At 71.7% G+C, this 22201-nt stretch carries 16 protein-coding genes and 3 pseudogenes; 4 read left to right on the top strand and 15 right to left on the bottom strand.

Annotated elements, in window-relative coordinates:
• Positions 1-62 precede the first annotated feature (62 nt).
• Entirely contained in the window at positions 63-650 is a 588-nt protein-coding gene (locus ABT129_RS14625; RefSeq protein ID WP_351900682.1) for a hypothetical protein, read from the top strand.
• 291 nt (positions 651-941) lie between these two features.
• A complete protein-coding gene (locus ABT129_RS14620) occupies positions 942-2132 on the top strand; it encodes a serine hydrolase domain-containing protein (protein ID WP_351900681.1) in 1191 nt (396 codons plus the stop codon).
• A gap of 135 nt (positions 2133-2267) precedes the next feature.
• Here ABT129_RS14620 and ABT129_RS14615 read toward each other — a convergent pair whose 3' ends face one another.
• The 10 genes and pseudogenes from ABT129_RS14615 to ABT129_RS14570 form a co-directional block, all read right to left on the bottom strand.
• The gene (locus ABT129_RS14615) at positions 2268-2960 is read right to left on the bottom strand and encodes a response regulator (RefSeq protein ID WP_351900680.1); all 693 of its coding nucleotides are present in this window, start codon (positions 2958-2960) and stop codon (positions 2268-2270) included.
• 12 nt (positions 2961-2972) lie between these two features.
• On the bottom strand, positions 2973-4172 hold the full coding sequence (locus tag ABT129_RS14610) for a sensor histidine kinase (protein WP_351900678.1): 1200 nt from the start codon (positions 4170-4172) through the stop codon (positions 2973-2975).
• A 136-nt stretch (positions 4173-4308) separates the two neighbouring features.
• The gene (locus ABT129_RS14605) at positions 4309-6516 is read right to left on the bottom strand and encodes an MMPL family transporter (protein ID WP_351900676.1); all 2208 of its coding nucleotides are present in this window, start codon (positions 6514-6516) and stop codon (positions 4309-4311) included.
• Between the two features lie 380 nt (positions 6517-6896).
• Positions 6897-7613, bottom strand: coding sequence for an esterase/lipase family protein (locus ABT129_RS14600; RefSeq protein WP_351900675.1), 717 nt, complete (start codon positions 7611-7613; stop codon positions 6897-6899).
• Between the two features lie 470 nt (positions 7614-8083).
• A pseudogene (locus ABT129_RS14595) lies at positions 8084-8171 on the bottom strand.
• 36 nt (positions 8172-8207) lie between these two features.
• The gene (locus ABT129_RS14590) at positions 8208-8942 is read right to left on the bottom strand and encodes a DUF7873 family protein (RefSeq protein WP_351900673.1); all 735 of its coding nucleotides are present in this window, start codon (positions 8940-8942) and stop codon (positions 8208-8210) included.
• 81 nt (positions 8943-9023) lie between these two features.
• On the bottom strand, positions 9024-10529 hold the full coding sequence (locus ABT129_RS14585) for a cryptochrome/photolyase family protein (RefSeq protein ID WP_351900671.1): 1506 nt from the start codon (positions 10527-10529) through the stop codon (positions 9024-9026).
• A 60-nt stretch (positions 10530-10589) separates the two neighbouring features.
• Positions 10590-11012, bottom strand: coding sequence for a DUF427 domain-containing protein (locus ABT129_RS14580; RefSeq protein WP_351900669.1), 423 nt, complete (start codon positions 11010-11012; stop codon positions 10590-10592).
• A gap of 50 nt (positions 11013-11062) precedes the next feature.
• Positions 11063-11767 carry an SDR family NAD(P)-dependent oxidoreductase gene (locus ABT129_RS14575; RefSeq protein ID WP_351900667.1) on the bottom strand — a complete coding sequence of 235 codons (705 nt, stop codon included), beginning with the start codon at positions 11765-11767 and terminating at the stop codon, positions 11063-11065.
• Positions 11768-11849: 82 nt separating this feature from the next.
• Entirely contained in the window at positions 11850-12722 is an 873-nt protein-coding gene (locus ABT129_RS14570; protein ID WP_351900665.1) for an oxygenase MpaB family protein, read from the bottom strand.
• A gap of 278 nt (positions 12723-13000) precedes the next feature.
• Here ABT129_RS14570 and ABT129_RS14565 point away from each other — a divergent pair, with 278 nt between their 5' ends.
• The gene (locus ABT129_RS14565) at positions 13001-13180 is read left to right on the top strand and encodes a DUF6480 family protein (RefSeq protein ID WP_351900664.1); all 180 of its coding nucleotides are present in this window, start codon (positions 13001-13003) and stop codon (positions 13178-13180) included.
• Positions 13181-13216: 36 nt separating this feature from the next.
• Here ABT129_RS14565 and ABT129_RS14560 read toward each other — a convergent pair whose 3' ends face one another.
• Together ABT129_RS14560 and ABT129_RS14555 are read right to left on the bottom strand one after the other, a co-directional pair.
• Positions 13217-14302 carry an AraC-like ligand-binding domain-containing protein gene (locus ABT129_RS14560; RefSeq protein ID WP_351900662.1) on the bottom strand — a complete coding sequence of 362 codons (1086 nt, stop codon included), beginning with the start codon at positions 14300-14302 and terminating at the stop codon, positions 13217-13219.
• 358 nt (positions 14303-14660) lie between these two features.
• Positions 14661-16949 (bottom strand): ATP-binding protein, encoded by a 2289-nt coding sequence (locus ABT129_RS14555; protein WP_351900661.1) that lies wholly within the window; start codon positions 16947-16949, stop codon positions 14661-14663.
• Positions 16950-17263: 314 nt separating this feature from the next.
• On the opposite strand from ABT129_RS14555, the gene ABT129_RS14550 reads away from it, so the two are divergent.
• Positions 17264-18100 carry an alpha/beta fold hydrolase gene (locus tag ABT129_RS14550; protein ID WP_351900660.1) on the top strand — a complete coding sequence of 279 codons (837 nt, stop codon included), beginning with the start codon at positions 17264-17266 and terminating at the stop codon, positions 18098-18100.
• Positions 18101-18160: 60 nt separating this feature from the next.
• Here ABT129_RS14550 and ABT129_RS14545 read toward each other — a convergent pair whose 3' ends face one another.
• The 3 genes and pseudogenes from ABT129_RS14545 to ABT129_RS14540 form a co-directional block, all read right to left on the bottom strand.
• On the bottom strand, positions 18161-18889 hold the full coding sequence (locus tag ABT129_RS14545; RefSeq protein ID WP_351900658.1) for a hypothetical protein: 729 nt from the start codon (positions 18887-18889) through the stop codon (positions 18161-18163).
• 400 nt (positions 18890-19289) lie between these two features.
• A pseudogene (locus tag ABT129_RS38050) lies at positions 19290-19724 on the bottom strand (AbfB domain-containing protein); the annotation flags it as partial.
• 60 nt (positions 19725-19784) lie between these two features.
• Positions 19785-22079, bottom strand: a pseudogene (locus ABT129_RS14540) (AbfB domain-containing protein); the annotation flags it as partial.
• Positions 22080-22201 lie beyond the last annotated feature (122 nt).

Genomic DNA, 22201 nt, shown 5'->3' with positions numbered 1-22201 from the left:
GAGCCGGGTGGGGGAAGAGCTACAGGCGCGTCCGAACCCTGCTGTCGTCGAGGAGCCCCCGTATGCCCCACACGCTCGCCATGGCCGCCCTGACCTTCGCCGCCACGCTCGCCGTGACCCCGACCGTCGTCCCTCCCGGTCCACTTCCCGTGTCCCTCCCCGGCTCCGGTCCCGGCAGAGCGGCGGCGGACAAGGCGGTCGCCTATCAGGCCACGGCCCCCTACCAACAGCATGGGAACGGCGTACGGGCCGGCTACAAGCCCGACCAGTACTGCGTCTTCGACCGGACCGGCGGCACGGGCGCGCTCGGCTACCCGCACTTCAACCACGCCTACGACAACTCGACGGACCCGGCGAAGCCCACCGCGCTCTACTACGAGGACGACGGCAGGGGCGGCAAGCGTCTCGTCGGCGTCCAGTGGCTGGTGTACGACCGCGACCAGAACCCGAGGACGGACGAGGACCGGCCGAGCATGTTCGGGATGCCCTTCAAGGGCCCCCAGCGCGGCAACTTCCCCGGCCAGCCCGTCCACTACGCCCTGCACCTGTGGCTGTGGAAGAAGAACCCCAAGGGCCAGTACGCCACCTACAACCCGGCGGTCACCTGCCTGCCCGGCACTACCCGGCCGCAACCCCGCCCGGCGTCCTGACGCCACGACGACCCGAGCTCCGGCACTCCTGAGACGACGCCGCCCGGGCCTCCTCCCGCCCGGGCCTCAGGCCGTTCGACCCGACCCGACCCGACCCGATCCGACCCGACCCGACCCGACCCGACCCGACCCGACCCGACCCGACCCGACCCGGCCCGTGCCCCGGACCCGCCGATTCTGGGCCGGATGGAGCATCGCGGACGGGCAGGCACCGGCGGTCCGTCCGATGCTGGGGCCGACCCACCGAACCGGGCCCGCGCCCGGCCCCCGCGTCACCGTGAAGGAGCCCTCGTGCCGCCACGCTCTGGAGTCCGTTCCCGCTCGCGCGTCCCCCTGCGCCTGACCGTCGCCACCCTGGCCGCGTCCGCCGCGCTGGCCACCCTGGTCCAGCCCGTACAGGCCACCGCCACACCGCCGTCCCCCGACGGGGCCCTGCAGCGGCAGCTGGACGACCTCGTCCGTACCCCCGGAGGACCGCCCGGAGTCATCGCGCTGCTGCGGCAGGGCGACCGGACGTCGGTCCACCGCGCGGGCGTCGCCGACACGAGGACCGGCCGCCCGCCCCGTACGACCGACCACATGCGGATCGCGAGCGTCGCCAAGGCCTTCAGCGGGGCGGTCGCCCTGCGCCTGGTGGACCGGGACAGGCTGGAACTCGACGACACGATCGGCGAGCACCTGCCGTCGCTGCCCACCGCGTGGCACCAGGTGACGCTCCGCCAGCTCCTGAACCACACCAGTGGACTGCCCGACTTCTCGACCGCGCCGGCGTTCATCGAGATCCTGCAGGAAGACCCCAGGCATCACTTCGACTCCCGCCGACTCCTCGACTTCGTCGCCGACCAGGGCCTGCTGTTCCCGGCCGGATCGAAGTACCAGTACTCGAACTCCGACAACATCGCCGTCGCGCTGATGGCCGAGGCCGTCACGGGAGAGCCGTACGAGCGACTGCTCGACCGGCTCGTGTACCGGCCCCTCGACCTGCGGCAGACCAGCCTGCCCCAGGGCTACCGGCTGCCGAGGCCGTACCTGCACGGCTACGACGTGACGCCGCCCGCCCCGCCCGAGGACATCAGCGAGGTGCTGAGCGCGTCGGGCGTCTGGGCCTCCGGCGGGATCGTCTCGACGCCGAAGGACCTCAACGCCTTCGTCCGCGCCTGGGCCGGCGGACGCGGCTTCCTGTCGGAGGAGACCCGCCGCCAGCAGCGGACCTTCATCCCCGGAGCCGCCTCGGAGCCCGCCGGTCCCGGTGTCAACGCGGGCGGACTGGCGATCTTCCGCTACACGACCCGGTGCGGCACGGTCTACGGCCACACCGGCAACTTCCCGGGCTACACCCAGCTCGCCGTGGGCACGGCGGACGGCAAGCGGTCCCTCACCTTCTCGATCAACACCCAGACCAGCAAGGGCCTCAAGCCGGAACTTCTGGCCAAGGTCCGCGCCGTCCAGGAGGACTTCGTCTGCGCCCTCCTGCGGCGCTGACCCCGCCCCGCCGACCGACGACGCGTGCTCCGGACCCGGCGGCCGCGCCCTCGACGCCATCCACGGGCAGGCACCGCGCAGTTCCGCCGACGGCGAGGAGCGGTCCGGCAGGACGCGGAGTGACGCAGCCCCGCCTCAGCGTCTCCCGGACGCGTCCGCCCTGGTCCAGCCGGGGCGCACCAGGCCCGCCTCGTACGCCGCGATGACCAGTTGGGGCCGGTCACGTGCCCCCAGCTTGGTCAGGATGCGGCTCACATGGGTCTTGACGGTCAGCGGGCTGAGGACGAGCGCGTCGGCGATCTCGGAGTTGGTGAGGCCGCCGGCGACCAGCCCCAGGACCTCCCGCTCGCGACCGGTCAACGCCGCGAGGTCGACCCGGTGCGGCAGATGGTCGGGACGGCTGCGCAGCTGGTCGATCAGGAAGGCGGTCGCGGACGGCGAGAGCAGTGACTCGCCGTGGGCCACCGACCTGACCGCGTCGAGCAGGTCGGCGGGCCGCGTGTTCTTGGCGAGGAAGCCGCTGGCTCCGGCCCGTAGCGCGTCCAGCACGTTCTCGGTGGTCTCGAAGGTGGTCACGACGAGGACCCGTACCCCGGCCAGGTCCTCGTCGGCGGCGATGAGCCGGGTCGCCTCGATGCCGTCCGTCTCGGGCATGCGGATGTCCATGACGACGATGTCCGCCCGGTTGGCCCGGGCCATCTCGACCGCCTCCCGGCCGTTGGCCGCCTCGCCGACCACCTCCATGTCGGCGGCCGAGTCCACCAGCACGGCCAGTGCGCCGCGTACCAGCGCCTGGTCGTCGGCGAGTACCACCCGCGTCGTCTCCACGTCGTTCCTCCTCTACCGGCCGGCGGGTGCCGGCTCACGCTGTTCGGGCAGGGGCAGCACGGCGTCCACCGTGAATCCGCCACCGGGACCGGCGGCCGCGCTGACACGGCCGCCGACGCTGTGGGCGCGCTCCGTCATGCCGAGCAGCCCGAAGCCGCCGTGTCCCGCGGCCGGTTGCGCGGCGCGGCCGATGCCGTCGTCGCGTACGGTCAGCTCCACCGCGCCGGCGGAGTAGGCGATCCGGACGAGGACCGAGCGCGCACGGGCGTGCTTGACCACGTTCGTCAGCGCCTCCTGAACGATCCGGAAGGCGGCGACGTCGTGGACGGGCGGCAGCGGACGGGCATCGCCCACCACTTGGACCTCGACCCTGGGCCCGGTGGCGGTGACCATGTCGGCCAGCTCGTCCAGCCGTACGAGACCGGGCAGTGGGCCGTCCGGGCGCGGGTCGTGGCCGCGCAGCAGCGTGAGGGTGGCGCGCAGGTCGTCGACGCCGCTGCGGGAGACCTCGGTGATCGCCTCCATCGTGCTGCGCAGCAGGGCGAGCGTCCGCTCGTCGACCTCCTTCGCGCCGTCGAGCAGATGAGCCGCGACGCCGGCCTGGACGTTGATCGCCGCGATGCCGTGGGCCAGGACGTCGTGCAGGTCGCGGGCGATCCTCAGCCGTTCCTCGTCGAGCAGGCGCTGGGACTCCTCGACCCGTCGGAACTCCTCCTGGGCCCGGCGCCGCACCACCTCGTCCCGGTAGGCCCGCTGGTAGCGGACGGCCTCGCCCAGCGCCATCGCGAGGACCACCATCAGCGCCGCGTCCAGGACTTCGGCGAAGCCCATGTCCGGCTCGGTGCCCATCAGCATCACCTGGACGAGGACGGCCACCACCGCGCCGATCTTCACGGACCGCCTCCGGTGCCCGGTGGCGGCGACGGTGTACAGCGCGATCAGTACGACCACGACGGGGGGTTCGTCGGCGTAGCCGCGCTGCTGGAACACCGCCACACAGCCGAGCTGGACCAGCAGCACCTGGAGCGGGAAGCGCCGCCGGACGGCGAGGGCGCCGGTCATCAGGCCGACCGTGGCGTAGGCGAGCGCGTCCGCGCCTCGGACGCCTTCCCCGCGCGACCCGGCCACTTCGAGAACGACCGTCGCGTACGTGAACAACAGCGCGGCGAGCACGACATCGCGCCAGGCGGCGGCCTTCTTGAACAGGCTCATCCAGCGAGCGGCCATCTCACCTCTCCGGTTCGTCTCACGTCGCACGTCTTGCGTCCTACGGGTCGCGGATCGCGGATCGCGGCGGGCGGAGGCCGCACACCGAACGGCCCCCGCCCCCAGCCCCCGCCCGCCCCCGTCAGTCCTGGAGCAGTCGTTCCCGTACGTCCTCCGCCTTCCCGCCCCCGGAAGCCGACGTGGGCTCCGGCCGGCGCGCCAGCACCCCGGGCCACCAGATCCTCGGCCCGATCAGCAGCGTGAGCGCAGGAACGAGGACGGAGCGCACCAGCAGAGTATCGATCAGCACTCCGAAGGCCACCAGGAATCCCAGCTCGACCATGGGCACCAACGGCAGCGTGGCGAGCACCGCGAAGGTCGCGGCGAGCACCACACCGGCCGAGGTGATCACACCGCCGGTGGCCGACAGACCTGCCAGGATGCCCCGGCGGGTGCCGAGCCGGGTGGACTCCTCGTGGGCCCGGTGCATCAGGAAGATGTTGTAGTCGACGCCCAGTGCCACCAGGAAGAGGAAGCCCAGCAGCGGCAGACCCCCGTCGACGCCCTTGAACCCGAAGAGGTGCTCGAAGACCAGGGTGGACGCGCCGAGAGCCGCGCCGAAGGACACCACCACCGTCAGGACCAGTACCAGCGGTGCCACCACCGACCGCAGCAGACCACCGAGGATCAGTGTGATCACGAGCAGCACCAGGGGGATGACGACCTTCTGGTCCCGGGCCGCCGTGGCCGCCGTGTCCAGGTTCTGCGCGCTGGGACCGCCGACCGCCGCCCTCGGGTCGACCTTGTCGACCGCGACGCGGAGCCGCTCGATGGTGGCCCGCTCGGCCGCCGTGTCGGGGGCGTCCTCGGGGAAGACCGTGATCTCGGCGTACGCGTTCCCGGCACGGCCCGGAACCACCCGGCTGACCGCGGCCACGCCCTCGGCCGCCCTCGCGACGGCGTCCTTGCTCGCCACCGGTGCCATGACGGTGACCGGCTGACCGCCGATCCCGGGGAAGTGAGTGGTGACCAGCGTGAAACCGGAGACCGAGTCGGGCGTTCTGACGAACTGGTCCTGGGCGCGCAGCGGTCCGGGCCCGCCGAGCAGACCGAGCGCCATGACGCCGAGCACCAGCACCGAACCGGCCACGGCCGGACCCCTGCGCCGCGACAGCGTCCGGCCGAGACGGTCCCAGCGCGAGAGCTTCGCCAGAGTGCCCGTCACACCGACCGGCAGAGCCTCGGGAACCCTCGGCCAGAACACCCGCCGGCCCATGACGAGCATCAGCGCGGGGAAGAGCGTCAGCATGGCGACCAGGGCGACGGCGATGCCGACGGCGCCGACCGGGCCGAGGCCCCGACTGCTGTTGAGGTCGGCGGCCAGCAGGCAGAGCAGGCCCGCCACGACCGTGCCGGCGGAGGCGACGACGGCGGGTCCGGCACTGCGCAGCGCCGCGATCATGGCCCGGCCGGTGTCGGTCGTCCGCAGGAGTTCCTCCCGGTAGCGGGCGACGATCAGCAGGGCGTAGTCGGTGCCGACGCCGAAGACGAGGATGACCAGGACCGCGGCGCTCTGTTCGTTGACGACGACGCCGAAGTCCTTGGCCAGCAGGTACACCGCCGCCATGGCGACCGCGGCGGCGCTGCCCACGGCGACCAGCGGAAGCAGCCAGAGCACCGGACTGCGGTAGATGAGGATCAGCAGGACGGTCACCACGATCACGGTGGTGATCATCAGCTTCTCGTCGATGCCGTCGAAGACCGCGTCGACATCGCCCTCCATGGCCCCCGGGCCGGTCACCTTGACGTCAAGTCCGGCCGGCCGGTCCGCGAGCAGGTCGCGCATCGCGGGCAGGTACTCCGGGGGCGCGCCGATCGCCGTGCCGACGGAGTGGGTGAACAGAAGGGCCTTCCCGTCGTCGGAGGCGACGATGCCGGACCCCGCGTCGTCCGTGTCACCTGTGTCGCCCGTGTCACCGGTGTCACCCGTGTCCTGGCCGCTGTCGGCGGCGAGCGGGCCGGGGTACCGTCGGGCGACCTCGGTGAACTGGCGTTCGGCGGTGGCACGGTCCTCGGCGGTGATCCCGGAGGCCCGGTGGTAGACCACGACGAACTCCTCGACGCCGCCGCCGGGGAGCGCGTCCTCCAGGGCGGCGACCGTGGTGGACTCGGCGCTCGCGGGCAGGTAGTCCACGGCCTTGTCCGACTTGACCTTGTCCAGCCCGGTGGCGAACTGCGCCAGGACCGCGACCGCCGCCACCCAGAGGCCGATGACCGCCCAGGGAATCAGCCGGGCCTTCGCCCGGCTTCTCTTCGCACCGCCTCCGGGCTGTGTGTCGCCTGACGTCATGAGGAACCAACTCTCCTGTGATGATGCGTACATGGACGGAAGGAGAGTCCGGCCGAGAGGTGGGGAAGCACCGACCCGGCCGGTCTCGGTGCCAGCGTCGCGCGGCGGACCCCACCGGATCGTCCGCCCCCGGACGTGACCTCGGCGTACTCCCGTGGCCGTACGCCGAGGAGGGCGGTACCACCGGGGACCGGCCGCGGGCGCCACCGAGGGACCCGCGACCGGAGGAGCGCCGGCGACGTCCTGTTCGTCCATGACGGCGTGATCACACGTCTGCGGTACGGGGTCCCGGCCGTCCGTCACGGCCTCACCCGCACCTCGCTGTGTGCCGGAGACCGAAGGTCACGACCACGGAGGCCGTTCCGGTGCCGGGTTTCGGGCTAGGAGCGGAGGAAGGCCCGTACGCCCCGGGAGACCGCGTCGTCGCCGAGGAGTTCGTTGTGGTCCAGGCAGCCGGCGGCGTTGTTGGTCGCGCCGGTCAGGGGCACGCTGCTGTCCGGGTTGATGACCTCGTCGCAGTTCGACCACCAGGTGGCGTAGCGCACGGACCCGGGAGTCTCGTCGCCCGCCGCGAGGCCCTTCTGGACGTAGGAGCCCGGGGTCATGTCGCGGCACGCCTGGTCCCACAGGGCGCAGGCCCACGCGGTGCCGGTCCCGTGGTTGGGGCCGGCGAGGGAGACCCAGTGGGCGACCGATGCCTGGCCCGCGGCGTCGAACTTCACGTACCAGCGGGTGACGAGGCTGCCGAAGGAGTGGGCGACGAGATCGACGCGGTCGGCACCGGTCCGCCGCTTCACGCCCTCGACGTACGCGGCGAGTTCACCGGCCAGGACCTCGTTCACGGACCGGTGCGTGTCGTACCCGAAGGAGAAGAGCTCGGCGTCGGTGTACCCGTCGGCCTTGAAGTCCTCCCGTAGACCGCCCCATACGCCGGGGTCGGCGTTGTAGCCGTGGACGAAGACGACAGGGACGTGGGCGGCGGCGCCGCGCGGGGGTGCCTGGGCGCCGACCGCAGAGGTCGGCAGGAGCAGGGACGCGACGGCGGCGAGCAGCGGAACGGCGATCCTGGCACGGAGCCTGAAGCCGGGCTTCGACACACTTCCCCCTACGACGTGTTACGCACGAGTAGTCAGGAGCATGGTGGGGCTTGGCGGCGTGGATGAACAGCCCCCTGCGTCGCGAGGCTCCCACGGTGGTGACAGGGAAGCAGTCGGAGGCGCTCCGGGCACGGGCCGGGCGAGGGGAGGAACGGCGGCCCGAGTGGAGGGGGACGGCTCAGAGGGGAAAAGGAGCGGGTCCGAGGGCGTAGCCTGCCCCCGGACCCTGTCGATGCCGCTCACATCACACGCCGGCACACTTGAGGACCCGGGTCATTCGTCATTGCGTCGCGTCCTGCCTTTGGACCACCGCCGATCGAGCTCGGCGGACCAGATTCGAACTGGCATTTCGACGCACCAGGGCCCGGGCCCGGTCGATCCGGCGATGAGCGGCGCATGCTGAGTCTGGAGCAATAGTCTGAGATTGACCGCGGTCTGCCTCTGCCTGGTTGGGCCATCCCGGCGAGAAGTGCCGGGAGGAGGACTCGAACCTCCACTGGAACCGCGGATGTCACGACAAGGCTCAGCTTCAGCTTTGCGCTCCTCGCGCACCCCGGCCCTGTTCTGTGGCCGGGGAGTCTGTGGTGCCCCCGGCTACCCGAAGAGGTAGCCGAAGACGGCGTCGCCGACCCGCTGGTCGGAGACCTCGGCGCTGTTCGCCTCCTCACGGGCGAACTTCACCGCCTGCTGGAGCTTCTCCACCCGCTCCAGCAGTTCGTTGACCCGCCGGGCCGGCAGCGCGCCCGAGAACTTCACCGTGGTCCAGTAACCGACCGGCACGTCCTCGTAGTAGACCTCGACCTGGGCCGGGTGCTTCTCCGTCGCCTCCGCCTTGACGTGGTTGCGCGGCACCTTCTTCGTACGGAGCGTGCGGACGACCTCGGTCTTCCACGCGTCGGTCGACGGGTCCTGCGTCCACGACTCGGCGGCGTCCAGCACCGGAAGCTTGCGGACGAAGGTGTTGATGTCCGTCAGCTGCTTCTCCAGGAAGAGCAGATAGGCCACGGGCACCTGCCCCACCAGGACACGTCCGTCGACCGTGACGTCGGCGCGCGCCGCGCAGTTCGCCCAGTCCTTGGTGGCCGTCACATCGAAGAGCCGGGTCAGCGCCCGCGCGGTGTCGCGCAGGACGTCCTCGGCCTTCACCTGCACCAGCGTCGACTCGGGCGGCAGTTGCTCGCCCTCCTCGTCCTTCGGCTGGTACGTACGGGAGATGCCGGCGAGCAACGCGGGCTTCTGCAGGCCGTGGTGCGCCGCCGTCAGGTCCTGGTGCGCCCTGGACTTGACGCCCTTCTCCACTGCGATGATCTGATTGAGTTTCGTTGCCACATCGCCGACCTTAGAACGCGAAGCGACGTGTGATCGAACGGTTTTTTCCTGCACGAGGCATCACCCGCCTCCCGCACGGAGTCAGGGCGGGCCGTCACCTCGGTCGCGCTCCTGCTCCAGGAGCTCCGGCAGGTCCTTGAGCCGGTCCAGGCCGCCCAGCACCCGGGACACGCGCGGGTTGTGGGCGAGAGTGTCGCGGTGGCGGTCGAGGAAGTTCCAGTAGCCCGCCGTGAAGGGGCAGGCGTCGGCGCCGACACGCCGGTCCGGGCGGTACCGGCAGGGTCCGCAGAGATCGCTCATGCGATCGATGTAGGCGCCGCCCGACGTGTACGGCTTGCTGGTCATCCTGCCGCCGTCCGCGTACTGCGACATGCCCACGACGTTCGGCAGCATCACCCAGTCGTATCCGTCGACGAAGCAGCGGTGGAACCAGTCCGTGACGGCGGCGGGGTCCCAGCCGCGCTGGAGCGCGTGGCTGCCCAGGACCATGAGCCGGGGGATGTGATGGGTCCACCCGGTGTCCCGGACCTGCCGGAGCACGGTCGCGAGGCACCGCGCGGTGACGGCGTCCGCGTCCAGGTCGTTCCACCAGTCGGGGAGGGGAGCGGTGTGACGGAGCGCGTTCGACGCCCGGTAGTCCTCGCCGAAGTACCAGTACAGCTGCCAGACGTACTCGCGCCATCCGGCGATCTGCCGGACGAAGCCCTCCACCGAGTTCAGGGGCGCGTCTCCCGCCCGCCAGGCGGCCTCGGCCCGCTCCACGCACTCGGCCGGATCCAGCAGGCCCAGATTGAGCGAGGACGACAACAGACTGTGGCTCATGGTGTCGTCGTCGGCCAGCACGGCGTCCTCGTGGGCACCGAAACCCGCCAGGCGGTGCGCGAGGAACCGACGCAGCGCAGCCAGGGCCTCCCGGCGGTCGGCGGGGAACATCCTCGGTCCGTCCCGCCCCACGAACGACACGTCCCCCTCGCGCTCCCACCGATCGAGGTCGTGGCGGACCTCGGCGTCGATGTCGTCCTCGCGCGGCCGGTACGGAGAGGGCGCCCCGAGCGTCCTGGCGCCCTTCGGAGGCGGTTCCCGGTTGTCGTGGTCGAGGTTCCACCGGCCGCCCGCCGGCTCGCCGCCGTCCATCAGGAGGTCGTGGTCCCGGCGCACGCGCCGGTAGAAGGACTCCAACCGCAGCGTGTCCCCCCGGTGACCGCGGGCCCAGGCCGCGAAGTCCTCATGACCGACCAGGAAGCCACGGGGAGGGAGCACCGTGACGTTGTCCAGGGACCGGACGAGGCCGAGTGCCGCCCGGGAGGTCGGGTGGCAGACGGTCACGGGCTCCCCGCCGACGGCCTGCCGCAGCCCGTCCCGGTAGGTCTCGGCGCGCACATAGGTGACCCTGTCGCCGAGCTCGGCCGCGCGGTGCCGCATCGCCGAGAGGACCAGGTGCGCCTTGGCCCGGTGGAAACGTCGGCGACGGAAGACGGCACGCGACTCGATCATCACCACGGGGGCGGACCGTGCGGGGCCGTCTCCGTCCCCCGCGAGGAAGGCGGGTCCCAACTGGTCACCGAAGAGCCAGTGCGCGGAGGTCATCGATGCGCCTTCCTTCCCGGGGGCGTCTCCGGGAGCCGGCAGGCCTGCCGCTCACCCACCTCACCAGCCCCAACTGCCCGGACCGCCCTTGAAGGGGCCCGTGATCTCGTCGGTGATCCACCCGCCGTAGAAATCGCCCTCCTGGCTCTCGACGGCGACACCGTCCACCGAGCACAGAACCTTGCTCGGATAGAAGGCCACGTGCCCGCGGAGGGCCTCATAGGCGCCGAGCGGCCGCTCGTAGCTCCACGCGGCGGAGACCACCACCGACGACCCGACGACCACGTCCCAGTACCCCGCCACGCCCTTCCACTCGCAGACGGTCCTGGCCGCGTTCGGGCGCAGGAACTCCATGCGCACATCGCTCGGGGGGAAGTAGAAGACCGGAGGATGGCTGGTCTCCAGAAGGCGGAACGCCGTGGTGGTGGCGGCCACGACCACGGACCCCACCCGAACCGACAGCCGGCGGTCGTCCCTCTCCATCCGAGGTGGCCGTGGGTAGTCCCAGACGGACTCCGAAGGTCTCCCGCCGGTCATGCGGCCGCTCCCGATTCCGTACGAGCGCTCTGTGACTCCGTGAGATACGCCCTGAGTGGTGTCATGACGTGCTGTTCGACCGCGCGGGCCGGATCCTGCCCCGTGGGGAGAGCCGGAGCGTGGCCGATCACCGGCCGTTCGGCGAAACCGTTGTCGAGGTGGGGCATGCGGACGTCCAGTACGGCGATCCCGGCGCGGCGCGCCTCACGGCCGACGACGGTCAGCCAGGTGGCCAGAGCCGCCTTGCCCGCCGCGTAGTCCGCTGTCTCGATCATGGGCCGGTCGACGATGGCGCCGGTGACGACGCAGACCGCGCTGCCCTCGGACAGGACACGCAGGGCACCACGGACCACGGCCATGGGCGCCTGGGCGTTCACCGTCATCAGATGCTCCGCGACCGCTTCCGGTACGTCCCGTGCCGGGCCGAATCCCGCTGCCCCCACGGCCACGACCACCACGTCGAGTCCGCCGAGGACCTCGTGCGCCCATGGCGCCAGGCCCGCGCAGGCGGCCAGGTCGTACGCCTCGAACCCGCGGTACGGGCAGCCGCCCAGGCCCTCCGCCCGCCGAGCGAGCCCCTCGCGATCCCGTCCGGCCAGTGCCGTGGAGGTGCCGAGCCGCCGGAGCGCCTCGGCGGTCAGCCCTCCGACGCTTCCCGTGGCACCCACGACCAGCGCCCGCCTTCCGCTGTCGCCGACCATGGCGGTCTCCTCGCTCGTCGCCACGCCGCTGTCGCGACTGATTCGCGCGATCGGGGCCGAGCGGATGCACGACGCGCACAGCTCACGGAGCCGGAGCGGCCGGCAGTTGCGGGGTCGCCCACCGGACGGCCGAGGTGACCGCGATTCCGCCGAGGCGCGCCACGGGCCGGAGCAGCCGTGTCCTCGTGGGCAGATCGAGGAGGTCCCGCGCCCAGCCGGGCAGGAGATCGACGGCAGCCGCCGACAGGAGGGCGTAGGGCAGCAGAGCCGGCCAGGGAAGGGGAGGATGCGCGAGGAGGTACCGCCCCGTCGCCCGGGACTCCGGGGTGGCCCTCAGGACGCCGCGCCAGTCGGAGAGGCTGCGGGCCAGGGCGTCGACCGTCTCCGGGGGGTCCACGACCCCGAGCCTCCGCGCCACCGAGGCCATGTCGGCGACGTACGCGTTCTGCTCGCGAGCGTCCAGTGGCCGAGCCCCGTACACACGATGGGCCTGGAGGAAGCAGGAGGCCTCGGCCACGTGGACCCAGGCCAGCAGATGGGGATCGGAAGCCCGGTAGGCGACCCCCTCGGCTGTCGTCCCGGCGACCCCGTCGTGAACACGGCGAACGCGCCGCACGGCCTGCTCGGCGTCCTCTGCCGTTCCGAAGGTCGTCACCGCCAGAAACGTACTGGTGCGCTGCAGGCGGCCCCAGGGATCTCCCTGGAATCCGGAATGGGCCCAGACCGCCCTCATGGCCACCGGATGAAGGGTCTGGAGCAACAGAGCGGCCAGCCCTCCGATGTACATGGAGGCGTCCGCGTGAACGATTCGAATGGGCCTGTCAGGGGAGAACCAGCGGGGTCCGGGCGTGTGGTGGATCCTGGCCCGTTTCTCGTGCGCGGTCGGCCCGGCGACGCGGAGCAGAAGGGCCTCGCCCGCCTGTCGGCGGAGCCTGTTCACCAGGGGCAGGGACATGGAAAGCCTTCTCTCACCTCTCACCTCTCCTTCCCCGGCACGAATCCCGCACACGACCTCACACGGAACCGCATGACGGAATTCATGAATTCAGGGACCTTCGCACCGCGCTTCCGGTCCGCACCTCCGCGTGGATGCATCAGCGGGCGCGTCCAGCGTGCGGTCCAACGGTTTTCGACGCACCATCGACGCGGCTGGTGGGGCTGGGGTGAAAGGAGGAGGGTGAATAGAAAGGGGTGAATTCCCTACCCCCATGACCTTGATTCGAAGGAGGGGTCGTGACCGAACCACTCGTACCTCCTCAGGAAACCCCGCCCGTCGAGGGTTCCATCTCCTCGGCGCATCCCGAGCGCCCCGACGGAGGTATCTGGGAACACCCCATGCTCTGGGTCGCCCTCACCTCATTCGGCGCCCTGCTCGTGGCGCTCTTCTTCGTGTTCCGGATCTTCGGCCTCTGACCTACGGACGGGCGGCCTCGGTGCGCGCTCGGGTGCTCACCTCGCTGGTGGGGTGAGCACCTGTGTGGCGAGCACCTCCGGAGCGACGGGTTGAGGACCGACGGAGTGAGGACCGACGGAGTGGGGATCGACTCCCGTGAGTCCGACGGCGCCCCGGTCCGGCGCGGTGCGCAGGGCACGCCACTGCACGGGGGAGTGGCCGTGCTCGGCACGGAACGTGCGACTGAAGTGAGCCGCGTTGACGAACCCCCACCGCTGGGCGATCGACGACACCGTCGGGGGTGACACGCTCCTGCGCGCCAGCTCGCGCGCACACTGCTCCAGCCGCCGCCGTCTGATGAACCGGGCCACCGTGATGCCCTCGGCCTCGAACAGGCGGTGCAGATAGCGCACGGAGATGTGGTGCGCCCGCGCCACCGTGCCGGGGGACAGGTCGGGATCGGCGAGGTGGTCGTCGATGTGTGCGCGGATGCGGGCGAGCAGGTGCCCGCGCCCCGCGCCGCCGTCCGTACGCCTGCCGTCCGAGGGCTCCCCGCACTCGGCGACGAGCGCCCGGAACAGGTTCACGACGCTCTCGGCGGACATGTCGGCGATCGCCGCCGAGCGCGGCTCGCCCGCCGCGACCAGCGACGTGAGAAGCGTTCTCAGCGCGCCCCCCAGCCCCTCCGCCGTCCCGATGACGGTGCCGGTCACGGCCCGCAGGTCGGCCTCCGTGAGTCCCGCGGCGCGCCGCGGCAGGCGGACGATCCGTGCCGCGAACGACGTGGGATGGCTGAGGGTGTACGGCCGGGCCGTGTCCCACACGAACAGCTCACCCGGCCCCGCCACGGCCCTCCTGCCGCCCTGAACCAGCACCGCCGTACCCCGCTCCTGGATGGCGAAGGCGACGAACGGATCCGGATGTGTGGACACGTGGGTCTCCGTCCGGCCGACGCTCTGGGCGTCCGCCTCCAGGTCGGAGACCCGGACGAACCCCACGGGGGTGGTGCGGATCCGCCCGCGGAACGCCCCCTGTTCACCGAGGGTGACGTGGACCGCCCCCAGAGCGCCGGCGAGCTCCGCACGCCACCGCCTCGACCCCTCGTCGAAGGAAACCGTCTCCGTCAGTAAATCCTGGCTCACCTGGCCGTCCTCTCCCCATGCCGCTCACGGCGGAGACGTACGAGCCGTGGTGCGCCCGGTACCGCCCGGCACCCGAACTCCGGGCACCCGGCCCGGGCGGCAACGGTGCCGCCCTTCCCCGCCGAGATCAGCCAATCAGCAGGTCAGAGGCGGTTCCAGGCACAAAGGAGGCAGAAAAGTCTGCCGATGGCGGCGCGACTCGGCCTCGGCGCCGGAAGAAGCGCATGTGCAGCCGACACGATCCCGCACGGACAGCCGACACGATCCCGCACAAGCAGCCGGGTGCGATCCCGCGCCAGCAGGCGACACGTTCCCGTACAGGCGACCGACGCGCGCACCGTACACCTCCGTGCGGCGTTCAGGGCCCGTCGTGCGCGGCACCGCCACGGCCGTCGCCCGCCGCGTCGAGCAGCGCGAGCCGGTCCCGCGCCATGCTCACCCGCTGAGGGTCGGCGCCCGGCCCCAGGCCCACGCAGCGCACGAGGCAGGCGCGCGCCTCGTCGATCCGGCCGGCGGCCTGCAAGGCATCGCTGAGAAGCGTCAGTTCCCGGCTCTCCAGGGCGGTGTTCCCCATCTCCCCGCAGATGTCGAGCGCCCTCTCGAAGTGCGCCACGGCCTCGTCCCAGCACTCCAGACGGCTCAGCGCGGTGCCCATGCCCCCGTACGCCCCGAGCCGCGTCACCGCGGCGACGTGAGGTTCGATCCGGTCCGCGTTCTCCTCGAGCGCCCCCAGGGTCACCCGGAACGCGTCGATCGCCTCCTCGGCGCGGCCCGCGCCCTCGAACATCAGGGCCCGGTTGAACGTGGTCTGCAACAGGCCGTGGACATCGTCGGCACGTGCGAACAGGCCCGCCGCCTCGTCGACGTGTCCGAAGGCCTCGTCGAGCTCGCCCAGGAGCCGGTGGGCCCAGCCGCTGTACTGATGCGACCAGGCCTGCTGCACCAGGTCGCCCGCCCTTTCGGCCGCGGCGAGGGCGCGAGCCGAGGGGACCAGACTGTCCCGGGGCCGCGCCTCGCACAGCAGCAGCGCCCAGGCCACGTAGTTCAGCTGGGTCGCCTCCGTCAGCGGATCTCCGAGCGCTTCGGCGGCCCGGACGCCCAAGCCGAACACCTCGGCCCAGTGCCCCCAGAAGATCCATTGGTCGGAGAACCAGTGCAACGCCTCGGCGACCTCGGCCACCGGGGCGTGCCGGCCCGCCGCCGAGGCCGCGCGGAGTGCCGCCAGCCAGTTGGCTCCCTCCGCCTGGAGCCATTCCCGGGCCCGCTCGGCGCTCGACAGGTCCACGGTGCCCCGCCAGGACGCCGGCGGAGCGCCGTGCTCGGGCTCGTACCACCGGCCGGCCAGGACCGCCGTCTCCAGCAGCCACCGGTACAGCTCCTCCCGCGACCGCTCCACGTCACCCGCCGGCTCGTGCTCGCCCAACCGGGCCCGGGCGTACAGGTCGAGGAGATCGTGCAGCCTGTACCGGCTCCCGTCCGTGCCGAGCAATCCCGCCTCGACGAGTTCCTCCAGCGTGTCCTCGGCGTCGAACAGGTCCTGCCCGGTCAGCATGGCCGCACCCGCGGCACCGGTGTCCGGTCCCGGCACCAGAGCCAGCAGCCGGAACATGCGCGCCGCCCCCGGGGTCAGCTGTCGGTACGACAGGTCGAAGGCCGCCGCCACCCGCACGTCTCCCGCGGACAGCGCGTCGAGCCGCCGCTCCTCCTGCGCCAGGCGCTCCGCGAGCCGTCGTACGGTCCAGCCGGTGCGGGTGGCCAGCCAGTTCCCGGCCACCCGAAGGGCGAGCGGCAGGCAGCCGCACCGCTCGGCCACGTCCGCCAGCGCGCCCGGCTCGGCCGCCGCACGTTCGGTGCCGACGATGGAGGCCAGCAGCGCCCTGGCGTCCATCGGGCCGAGCTGCCCCAGCCACAGGCGATGAACGCCCTCCAGTCCGGTCAGCATCCGCCGGCTCGTCACCACGGTCAGCACCGCGCCGGCCCCCGGCAGCAGGGGACGTACCTGAGCCTCGTCACGGGCGTTGTCCAGAACCAGCAGCAGCCGACGGTCCGAGAGCACGTGTCGGTAGAGAGCGGCGTGCCCCTGCGGTCCGGCCTTCGACAGTTCACGGTCCGGCGTGCCCAGCGCCTTGAGTACGGTGACGATCAACTCGGCCGGTGTGGGCGGAGACTCGTGCGTGCCCCGCAGATCCACCAGCAACTGTCCGTCCGGGAAACCGTCGGCCACCCGCCTCGCCGTGTGAAGTGCCAGTGTCGTCTTGCCCGCTCCGGGTGTCCCCGAGACCGCGACCACGACAGGACGCGCCCGTGACTCCTCCGCCCACTCGGCGAGCAGGGCCAGTTCCCGATCGCGGCCCGCGAAGTCCTCCACACCCCGAGGGAAGGAACGCACCCCCACCGGCCGGTAGGACGAACTCCGGCCCGACCGCGCGGCGGCCAGCAGCCGCTCCCGCTCCGGCTCGTCAAGGGACAACCCGTCCGCGAGCGCGGCGACCGTACGTCGCTGCGGCGCGGCCCGACGGTCGCGCTCCAGGTCGCCGATGCCCCGGACGCTGATGCCCGAGGACTCGGACAGCCCCTCGATCGTCAGGGACCTCGCCAGCCGCAGCTCCCGCAGCAACGCCCCGAACGCCCCGTGTCCACCGGCCACTTCGGCCCTCCCGGAATCCTGATCACCGCGAGTCCGCAGTAACTCCCCAACACAGCAGAAGAATCATATGAAATCCAGAGAATGAGCAGGTCAGAGGGGGTCTCACTCCGAACTCCACGGACCGGGGGTGCGTCGTCGCCCGGCACCCTGGAACGCCAGGCGTGCGCGCGCCGCACGCTCCGGACATCCTCTGCACCCATCGGCAAGAGGTGGTGCCCGACCAGGCAAGAGGAGGGCCTTCACCGACCGTAGCGTCAGGGCGTCCCGAGCCGCACCGAGCCGCGGACCATCCACGTCACCGAGGAGACCGACCCATGCCCTACATCACCGTCGGCCAGGAGAACACCACCGCCATCGACCTGTACTACGAGGACCACGGCACCGGACGGCCGGTCGTCCTCATCCACGGCTTCCCGCTCGACGGCCACTCCTGGGAGCGCCAGAGCGCCGCGCTGCTGGAAGCCGGCCACCGCGTGATCACGTACGACCGCCGGGGCTTCGGGCGGTCCTCCCAGCCGACGAGCGGCTACGACTACGACACCTTCGCGGCCGACCTGCACACCGTGATGGAGACCCTCGACCTGAACGACGCCGTCCTCGTCGGCTTCTCCATGGGAACCGGCGAGGTCGCCCGCTACGTGTCCACGTACGGCTCCGCACGGGTCGCCAAGGTCGCCTTCCTCGCCTCCCTGGAGCCCTGCCTCCTCAAGACCGACGACAATCCGCAGGGCGTCGCCCCGAAGGAGTTCTTCGACGGAGTCGTCGCCGCGGTCAAGGCCGACCGGTACGCCTACTACACCGCGTTCTTCGAGGACTTCTACAACCTCGACGAGAACCTGGGCACCCGGATCAGCGAGGAAGCGGTCCGCAACAGCTGGAACACCGCGGCCGGCGGCGGCTCCTTCGCCGCGTCCGCCGCGCCGTCGACCTGGTACACCGACTTCCGTGCCGACATCCCGGCCATCGACGTGCCCGCCCTGATCCTGCACGGGACCGCCGACCGCATCCTGCCCGCCGAGGGCACCGCGCGCCCGTTCCACGCGGCGCTCCCCTCCGCCGACTACGTCGAGATCGAAGGCGCCCCGCACGGTCTGCTGTGGACCCACGCGGAAGAGGTCAACGCCGCACTTCTCGCCTTCCTGGCGAAGTAGGCCACAGGCTTCAGACGGGAGCCCGTCAGGGCGATGGGCACCATCGCCCCGACGGGAACGTCAGCGGCGCAGCGCCGTACGGAGTGTGAGTCCGTGGTCGCGCCGCAGCCGGTACAACTCCCAGCAGGACAACGCCGTGACCGTGACGGGCGCACCGAGCACGAAGGCCACCCGGGCACCCGTCGGGACGGCGTCGTAGGTTCCGGCGATGACGTCCAGGAGCGCCATCTCCCACACCAGGACGCCGGCGAGGATCGGCGGCAGCACCTCGTGGATGTCGGCGGTCCGGAAGACGTGCACCAGCGACAGCCCGATGCCGTAGAGGGCGAACCCGATCGACCACAGGCACAGCACGACGATGACGATCTTCCCGGGCAGTCCCACGGCCTCCCGTACGCCCGCCAGCTCCGGGGCCATGGAGAGGGCGGCGGTGCCCATCGACAGCATCATGGCCAGGACCGAGCCGATGGGACGCAGGGCCCTGCGGAGGTAGACCCGGCGCAGGCCGTCCCGCGCGGCCACCACGAAGGCGCCGACCACGACGGGGAAGGTGCAGACGAGCACCAGGACGCTGGACCAGCTCTGGTCGAGGCGTTCGCTCGCCACGCCGTGGACGTCGGTGGCGCTCGCGACGGCGTTGTAGGTGACCATCAGGCCCACCCAGGCCACCAGTCCCAGCCCGGTCCGCCACAACTGCAGCTTGCGGACCGTCGGGTCGTCGACGATCCCGGGGCGTGAGGGGCGGAACGTGCGTTGCGCGGCGTACAGGGGGTTGTAGAGGCCACGCACGATCCTCCGGGCCCGGGAGGGCTCCGGGCGGGCTCGGGGGACCGGCGGGTATCCCGTCGGGTACGGGTACCCCGGCGGAGGCCCGGACTGCGGGTACGGGTACCCGTGCGGCGTCCGACCGGGCCGGGCCTGCGGGTGCCCCTGCGCGGGAGGGCGGGGAGCGTAGGGATGTCCGTGGGGCGGGCTCCCGGCGCCGCCCCCCGCCGGTCCGCCGTACCCACCGCTGCCGTAACCGCTCATGCCCGAACCCCCGATGACTGACCCGATCGAACCCAGGCATCCTAGGCCGGGCGCCGGGCGCCGGGCGCCGAGCGTTGAGAGAGCGGACCCTGCCCCGGGTACGGCTGCCGGGGAGGGCCCGCTCCTGCCTCCCGATCCGCTCTCACGGACCGGGAACCCGTCAGGGCGCCCAGGGCGCCTCCAGGGACCATCCGCTGTCGGCGGTGAACGTCTGCGGGCGGTCGAAGCCGCCGCCGCCACCGCCGGAGGCGATGTACACGGCGGAGTCGAAGTGGCGCAGGTACGAGCCGGGGATGTTCAGGGACTCGAGCGTGACGCCGGACCCGCCCACACCCGGCCGGGCGCAGAAGGTGGCGTCCTGGCGGAAGAGCGCCGTGCCGTCGTCGGTCGCGGTGCGTACCCGGCTGTCGGCGTGCCGGAGGAACCGGCCCGGGTAGTTGACCGACTCGAACGAGTAGCAGGACGACTCGGCCAGGCCGCGCCGGACCGTGAACGTCGCGTCCTGCTTCAGCAGCGCGGTGCTGCCCGCGCCGACGACCTCGGTCCAGGCCTGGCTGTCGGCGTGCCGCAGATAACGGTCGGTGTGACCCCAGGTGGTCACCCGCAGCGACCGCCGGACGTCGGTGGGCAGCACGACGGAGCTGCGCCAGAGCGCGGGTTCCGCGGTGTTCCAGGTGGCGTCGGCGGCGAAGGAGGAGGCCGTGTCCCAGGGATTCGGCCCGCCGCTGCGGGCGAGGTGCACGGCGTCGGCATAGTGCCGCAGGTACGAGCCGGGGAAGTTCAGCGACTCGTACGACGTGCCTCCGGCGGCGAGGCCGGTGCGGGCACACCAGGTGGCGTCGGCGGCGTACGTGCCTCCCGTGTCGGCGTCGACGCGTACCCGGCCCCCAGCGTGCCGCAGGTGACGGCCCGGTTGGTTCACCGACTCGAAGGAGTGGCAGCGCGGGTCCGCGAGACCGGGGACGGTCCGGAACGAGGCGTCCTGACGGGCGCCGTCGGAGGACGCTCCCGTCAGCACGTCGGTTCGGGCGGCCGAGTCGGCGTGTCGCAGGTACCGGTCGGTGAAGCCGGGCGTGGTGACCCGGAAGGAGCGGACGTGGCCGAGGGTGAGGCCCGGCGTGGCGTTGAGGTTGCGGGAGGCGGCGACGAGGGCGCCGTGGGCCGCGCGCAGCCGGGCGGCGTCGACCTTCTGGACCCGCCGGTCGTAGGTGAGCAGGCCGTTGTACTCGCCTTCGACGTCGGTGATCTCGGTGTAGACGTAGGCGGAGACGCCCTTGGTGACCATGAGCTGCTGCGTGTCGCGGACCATCCCGGTGTACCGGTCGTTGAGCTGCGCGGCGCTGGACACCTGCTCGTAGGCGAAGAACTGGCCGTTGGGGCTGTACTCGTGGCCGGGGGTGCGCAGCCCGATGCCGCCGAACTCGCCGAGGACGGAGACCCGTGTGGCGGACGGCCGAGGGCCGTCCGGACCGGTGTAGACATGCCAGTCGATCATGTCACCGGTACCCGGATCACCCTTGGACGCGCAGCAGTTGTACCCGCTGTGCGCGTTCATCAGCCGTGTGGGGTCCTGGCTCTCCAGCTCGGTGGTGACGCGCCGGGTGTCGTCCAGGTTCCACTCTCCCCAGCCCTCGTTGAACGGCACGTAGCTGACGACGGCGGGGGAGAACCGGTGCTCGTCGATGATCTCGCGCGCCTCGGTCTCGAACTGGGAGATCTGCGCCGGGGTGCGGTTGGCGTCGAAGGCGGGCGTGGACGGGATGTCCTGCCACACCAGCAGGCCGAGCCGGTCGGCGTGGTGGTACCAGCGGGCGGGCTCCACCTTGATGTGCTTGCGCACCATGTTGAAGCCGAGTTCCTTGTGCTTCTGGAGGTCGAAGGCGAGGGCCGCGTCGGTGGGGGCGGTGTAGAGGCCGTCGGGCCAGAAGCCCTGGTCGAGCGTGCCGATCTGGAAGACGAACTCGCCGTTGAGCGTGGGGCGCATGACACCGTTGACGAGTTTCTTGCCGATCTCGCGCATCCCGAAGTAGCTGGTGACGGTGTCGACGCCCGCACCCGAGGCGTTGCGCAGGGTGACCCGCAGGTCGTACAGGAAGGGGTCGTCGGGCGACCAGCGCCGGGCGTTCGGTACGGGGACGGAGAACTCGGTGAAGCCGCCGGTGGCGGTGCCGACCGTCTGCGTGCCGTTCAGTGCCTCGGCGAGGACGGTGTGGCCGCTGACGTCGCCCCGGGTGAAGACCCGTACCCGCGCGGTGTTGGTCGCGAGGTCGGGCCTGATGTCGACCGAGTAGATCGACGACGTGGGGGTGGGCTCCATCCACACGGTCTGCCAGATGCCGGACGTGGGCGTGTAGAAAATTCCGCCGGGGTTGTTGACCTGCTTGCCGACGGGCTGCTTCTCGCCGCGCCCGTCGGTCGGGTCGTACACGCGGACGATCAGCTCGTTCGCTCCGGCGCGGAGCTGCGGGGTGATGTCGACCTCGAAGCGGTCGTAGCCTCCCCGGTGGCTGGTCACGCGGGTCCCGTTGACCCAGACGGTGGCCTCGTGGTCGACGGCACCGAAGTGCAACTGCACGCGCCGGCCGGCCCAGTTGTCGGGGACGGTGAAGGCGCGGCGGTAGAACATCAGGTCGCGGTTGTCGTTGCGCATGATCCCGGACAGCGCCGACTCCACCGGGTACGGGACGAGGATGCGCTCGGGCAGGGTCTGTCCGAGCGGCGGCGCGGCGTTGCGGTCGACGTTGCCGAAGCTGTCGGTGGGTGGGTTGAGGAACTCCCACTCCCCGTTGAGGGACTTCCAGTCGGGCCGCGTCATCTGGGGACGCGGGTACTCCGGGAGCGGATTCGTGGTGGACACCTGATCGGTCCACGGAGTGGTCAGTGGCGGCGTCTTGGGGGTGACGGCGGCGGAGGCGGTGGTGATTCCGGTGAGGACGAGGCCTCCGGCCATCACCAACAGGGCCGCCAGGCACGCGACGATGCGTCGCATCGAACTCCTCCTGGGCGGGACGGCGCCCGGATCCCGGCATGCCGAAGGGCCGTCCGGCCGGTCGACGAGCTGGATTCCGTGCG

It is taken from the genome of Streptomyces sp. NPDC002057 (genome assembly GCF_040296665.1).
GTDB lineage: Bacteria > Actinomycetota > Actinomycetes > Streptomycetales > Streptomycetaceae > Streptomyces.
Note: the sequence above shows the minus strand (reverse complement) of the source record. Positions and strands in the feature narration are given on the sequence as shown.

Excerpts from the sequence above, each read along its gene's own strand:
- ABT129_RS14625 (WP_351900682.1), top strand. The coding sequence starts at position 63 with ATGCCCCACACGCTCGCCATGGCCGCCCTGACCTTCGCCGCCACGCTC.
- ABT129_RS14610 (WP_351900678.1), bottom strand. The coding sequence starts at position 4,172 with ATGAGCCTGTTCAAGAAGGCCGCCGCCTGGCGCGATGTCGTGCTCGCC.
- ABT129_RS14605 (WP_351900676.1), bottom strand. The coding sequence starts at position 6,516 with ATGACGTCAGGCGACACACAGCCCGGAGGCGGTGCGAAGAGAAGCCGG.
- ABT129_RS14585 (WP_351900671.1), bottom strand. The coding sequence starts at position 10,529 with ATGACCTCCGCGCACTGGCTCTTCGGTGACCAGTTGGGACCCGCCTTC.
- ABT129_RS14580 (WP_351900669.1), bottom strand. The coding sequence starts at position 11,012 with ATGGAGAGGGACGACCGCCGGCTGTCGGTTCGGGTGGGGTCCGTGGTC.
- ABT129_RS14575 (WP_351900667.1), bottom strand. The coding sequence starts at position 11,767 with ATGGTCGGCGACAGCGGAAGGCGGGCGCTGGTCGTGGGTGCCACGGGA.
- ABT129_RS14570 (WP_351900665.1), bottom strand. The coding sequence starts at position 12,722 with ATGTCCCTGCCCCTGGTGAACAGGCTCCGCCGACAGGCGGGCGAGGCC.
- ABT129_RS14550 (WP_351900660.1), top strand. The coding sequence starts at position 17,264 with ATGCCCTACATCACCGTCGGCCAGGAGAACACCACCGCCATCGACCTG.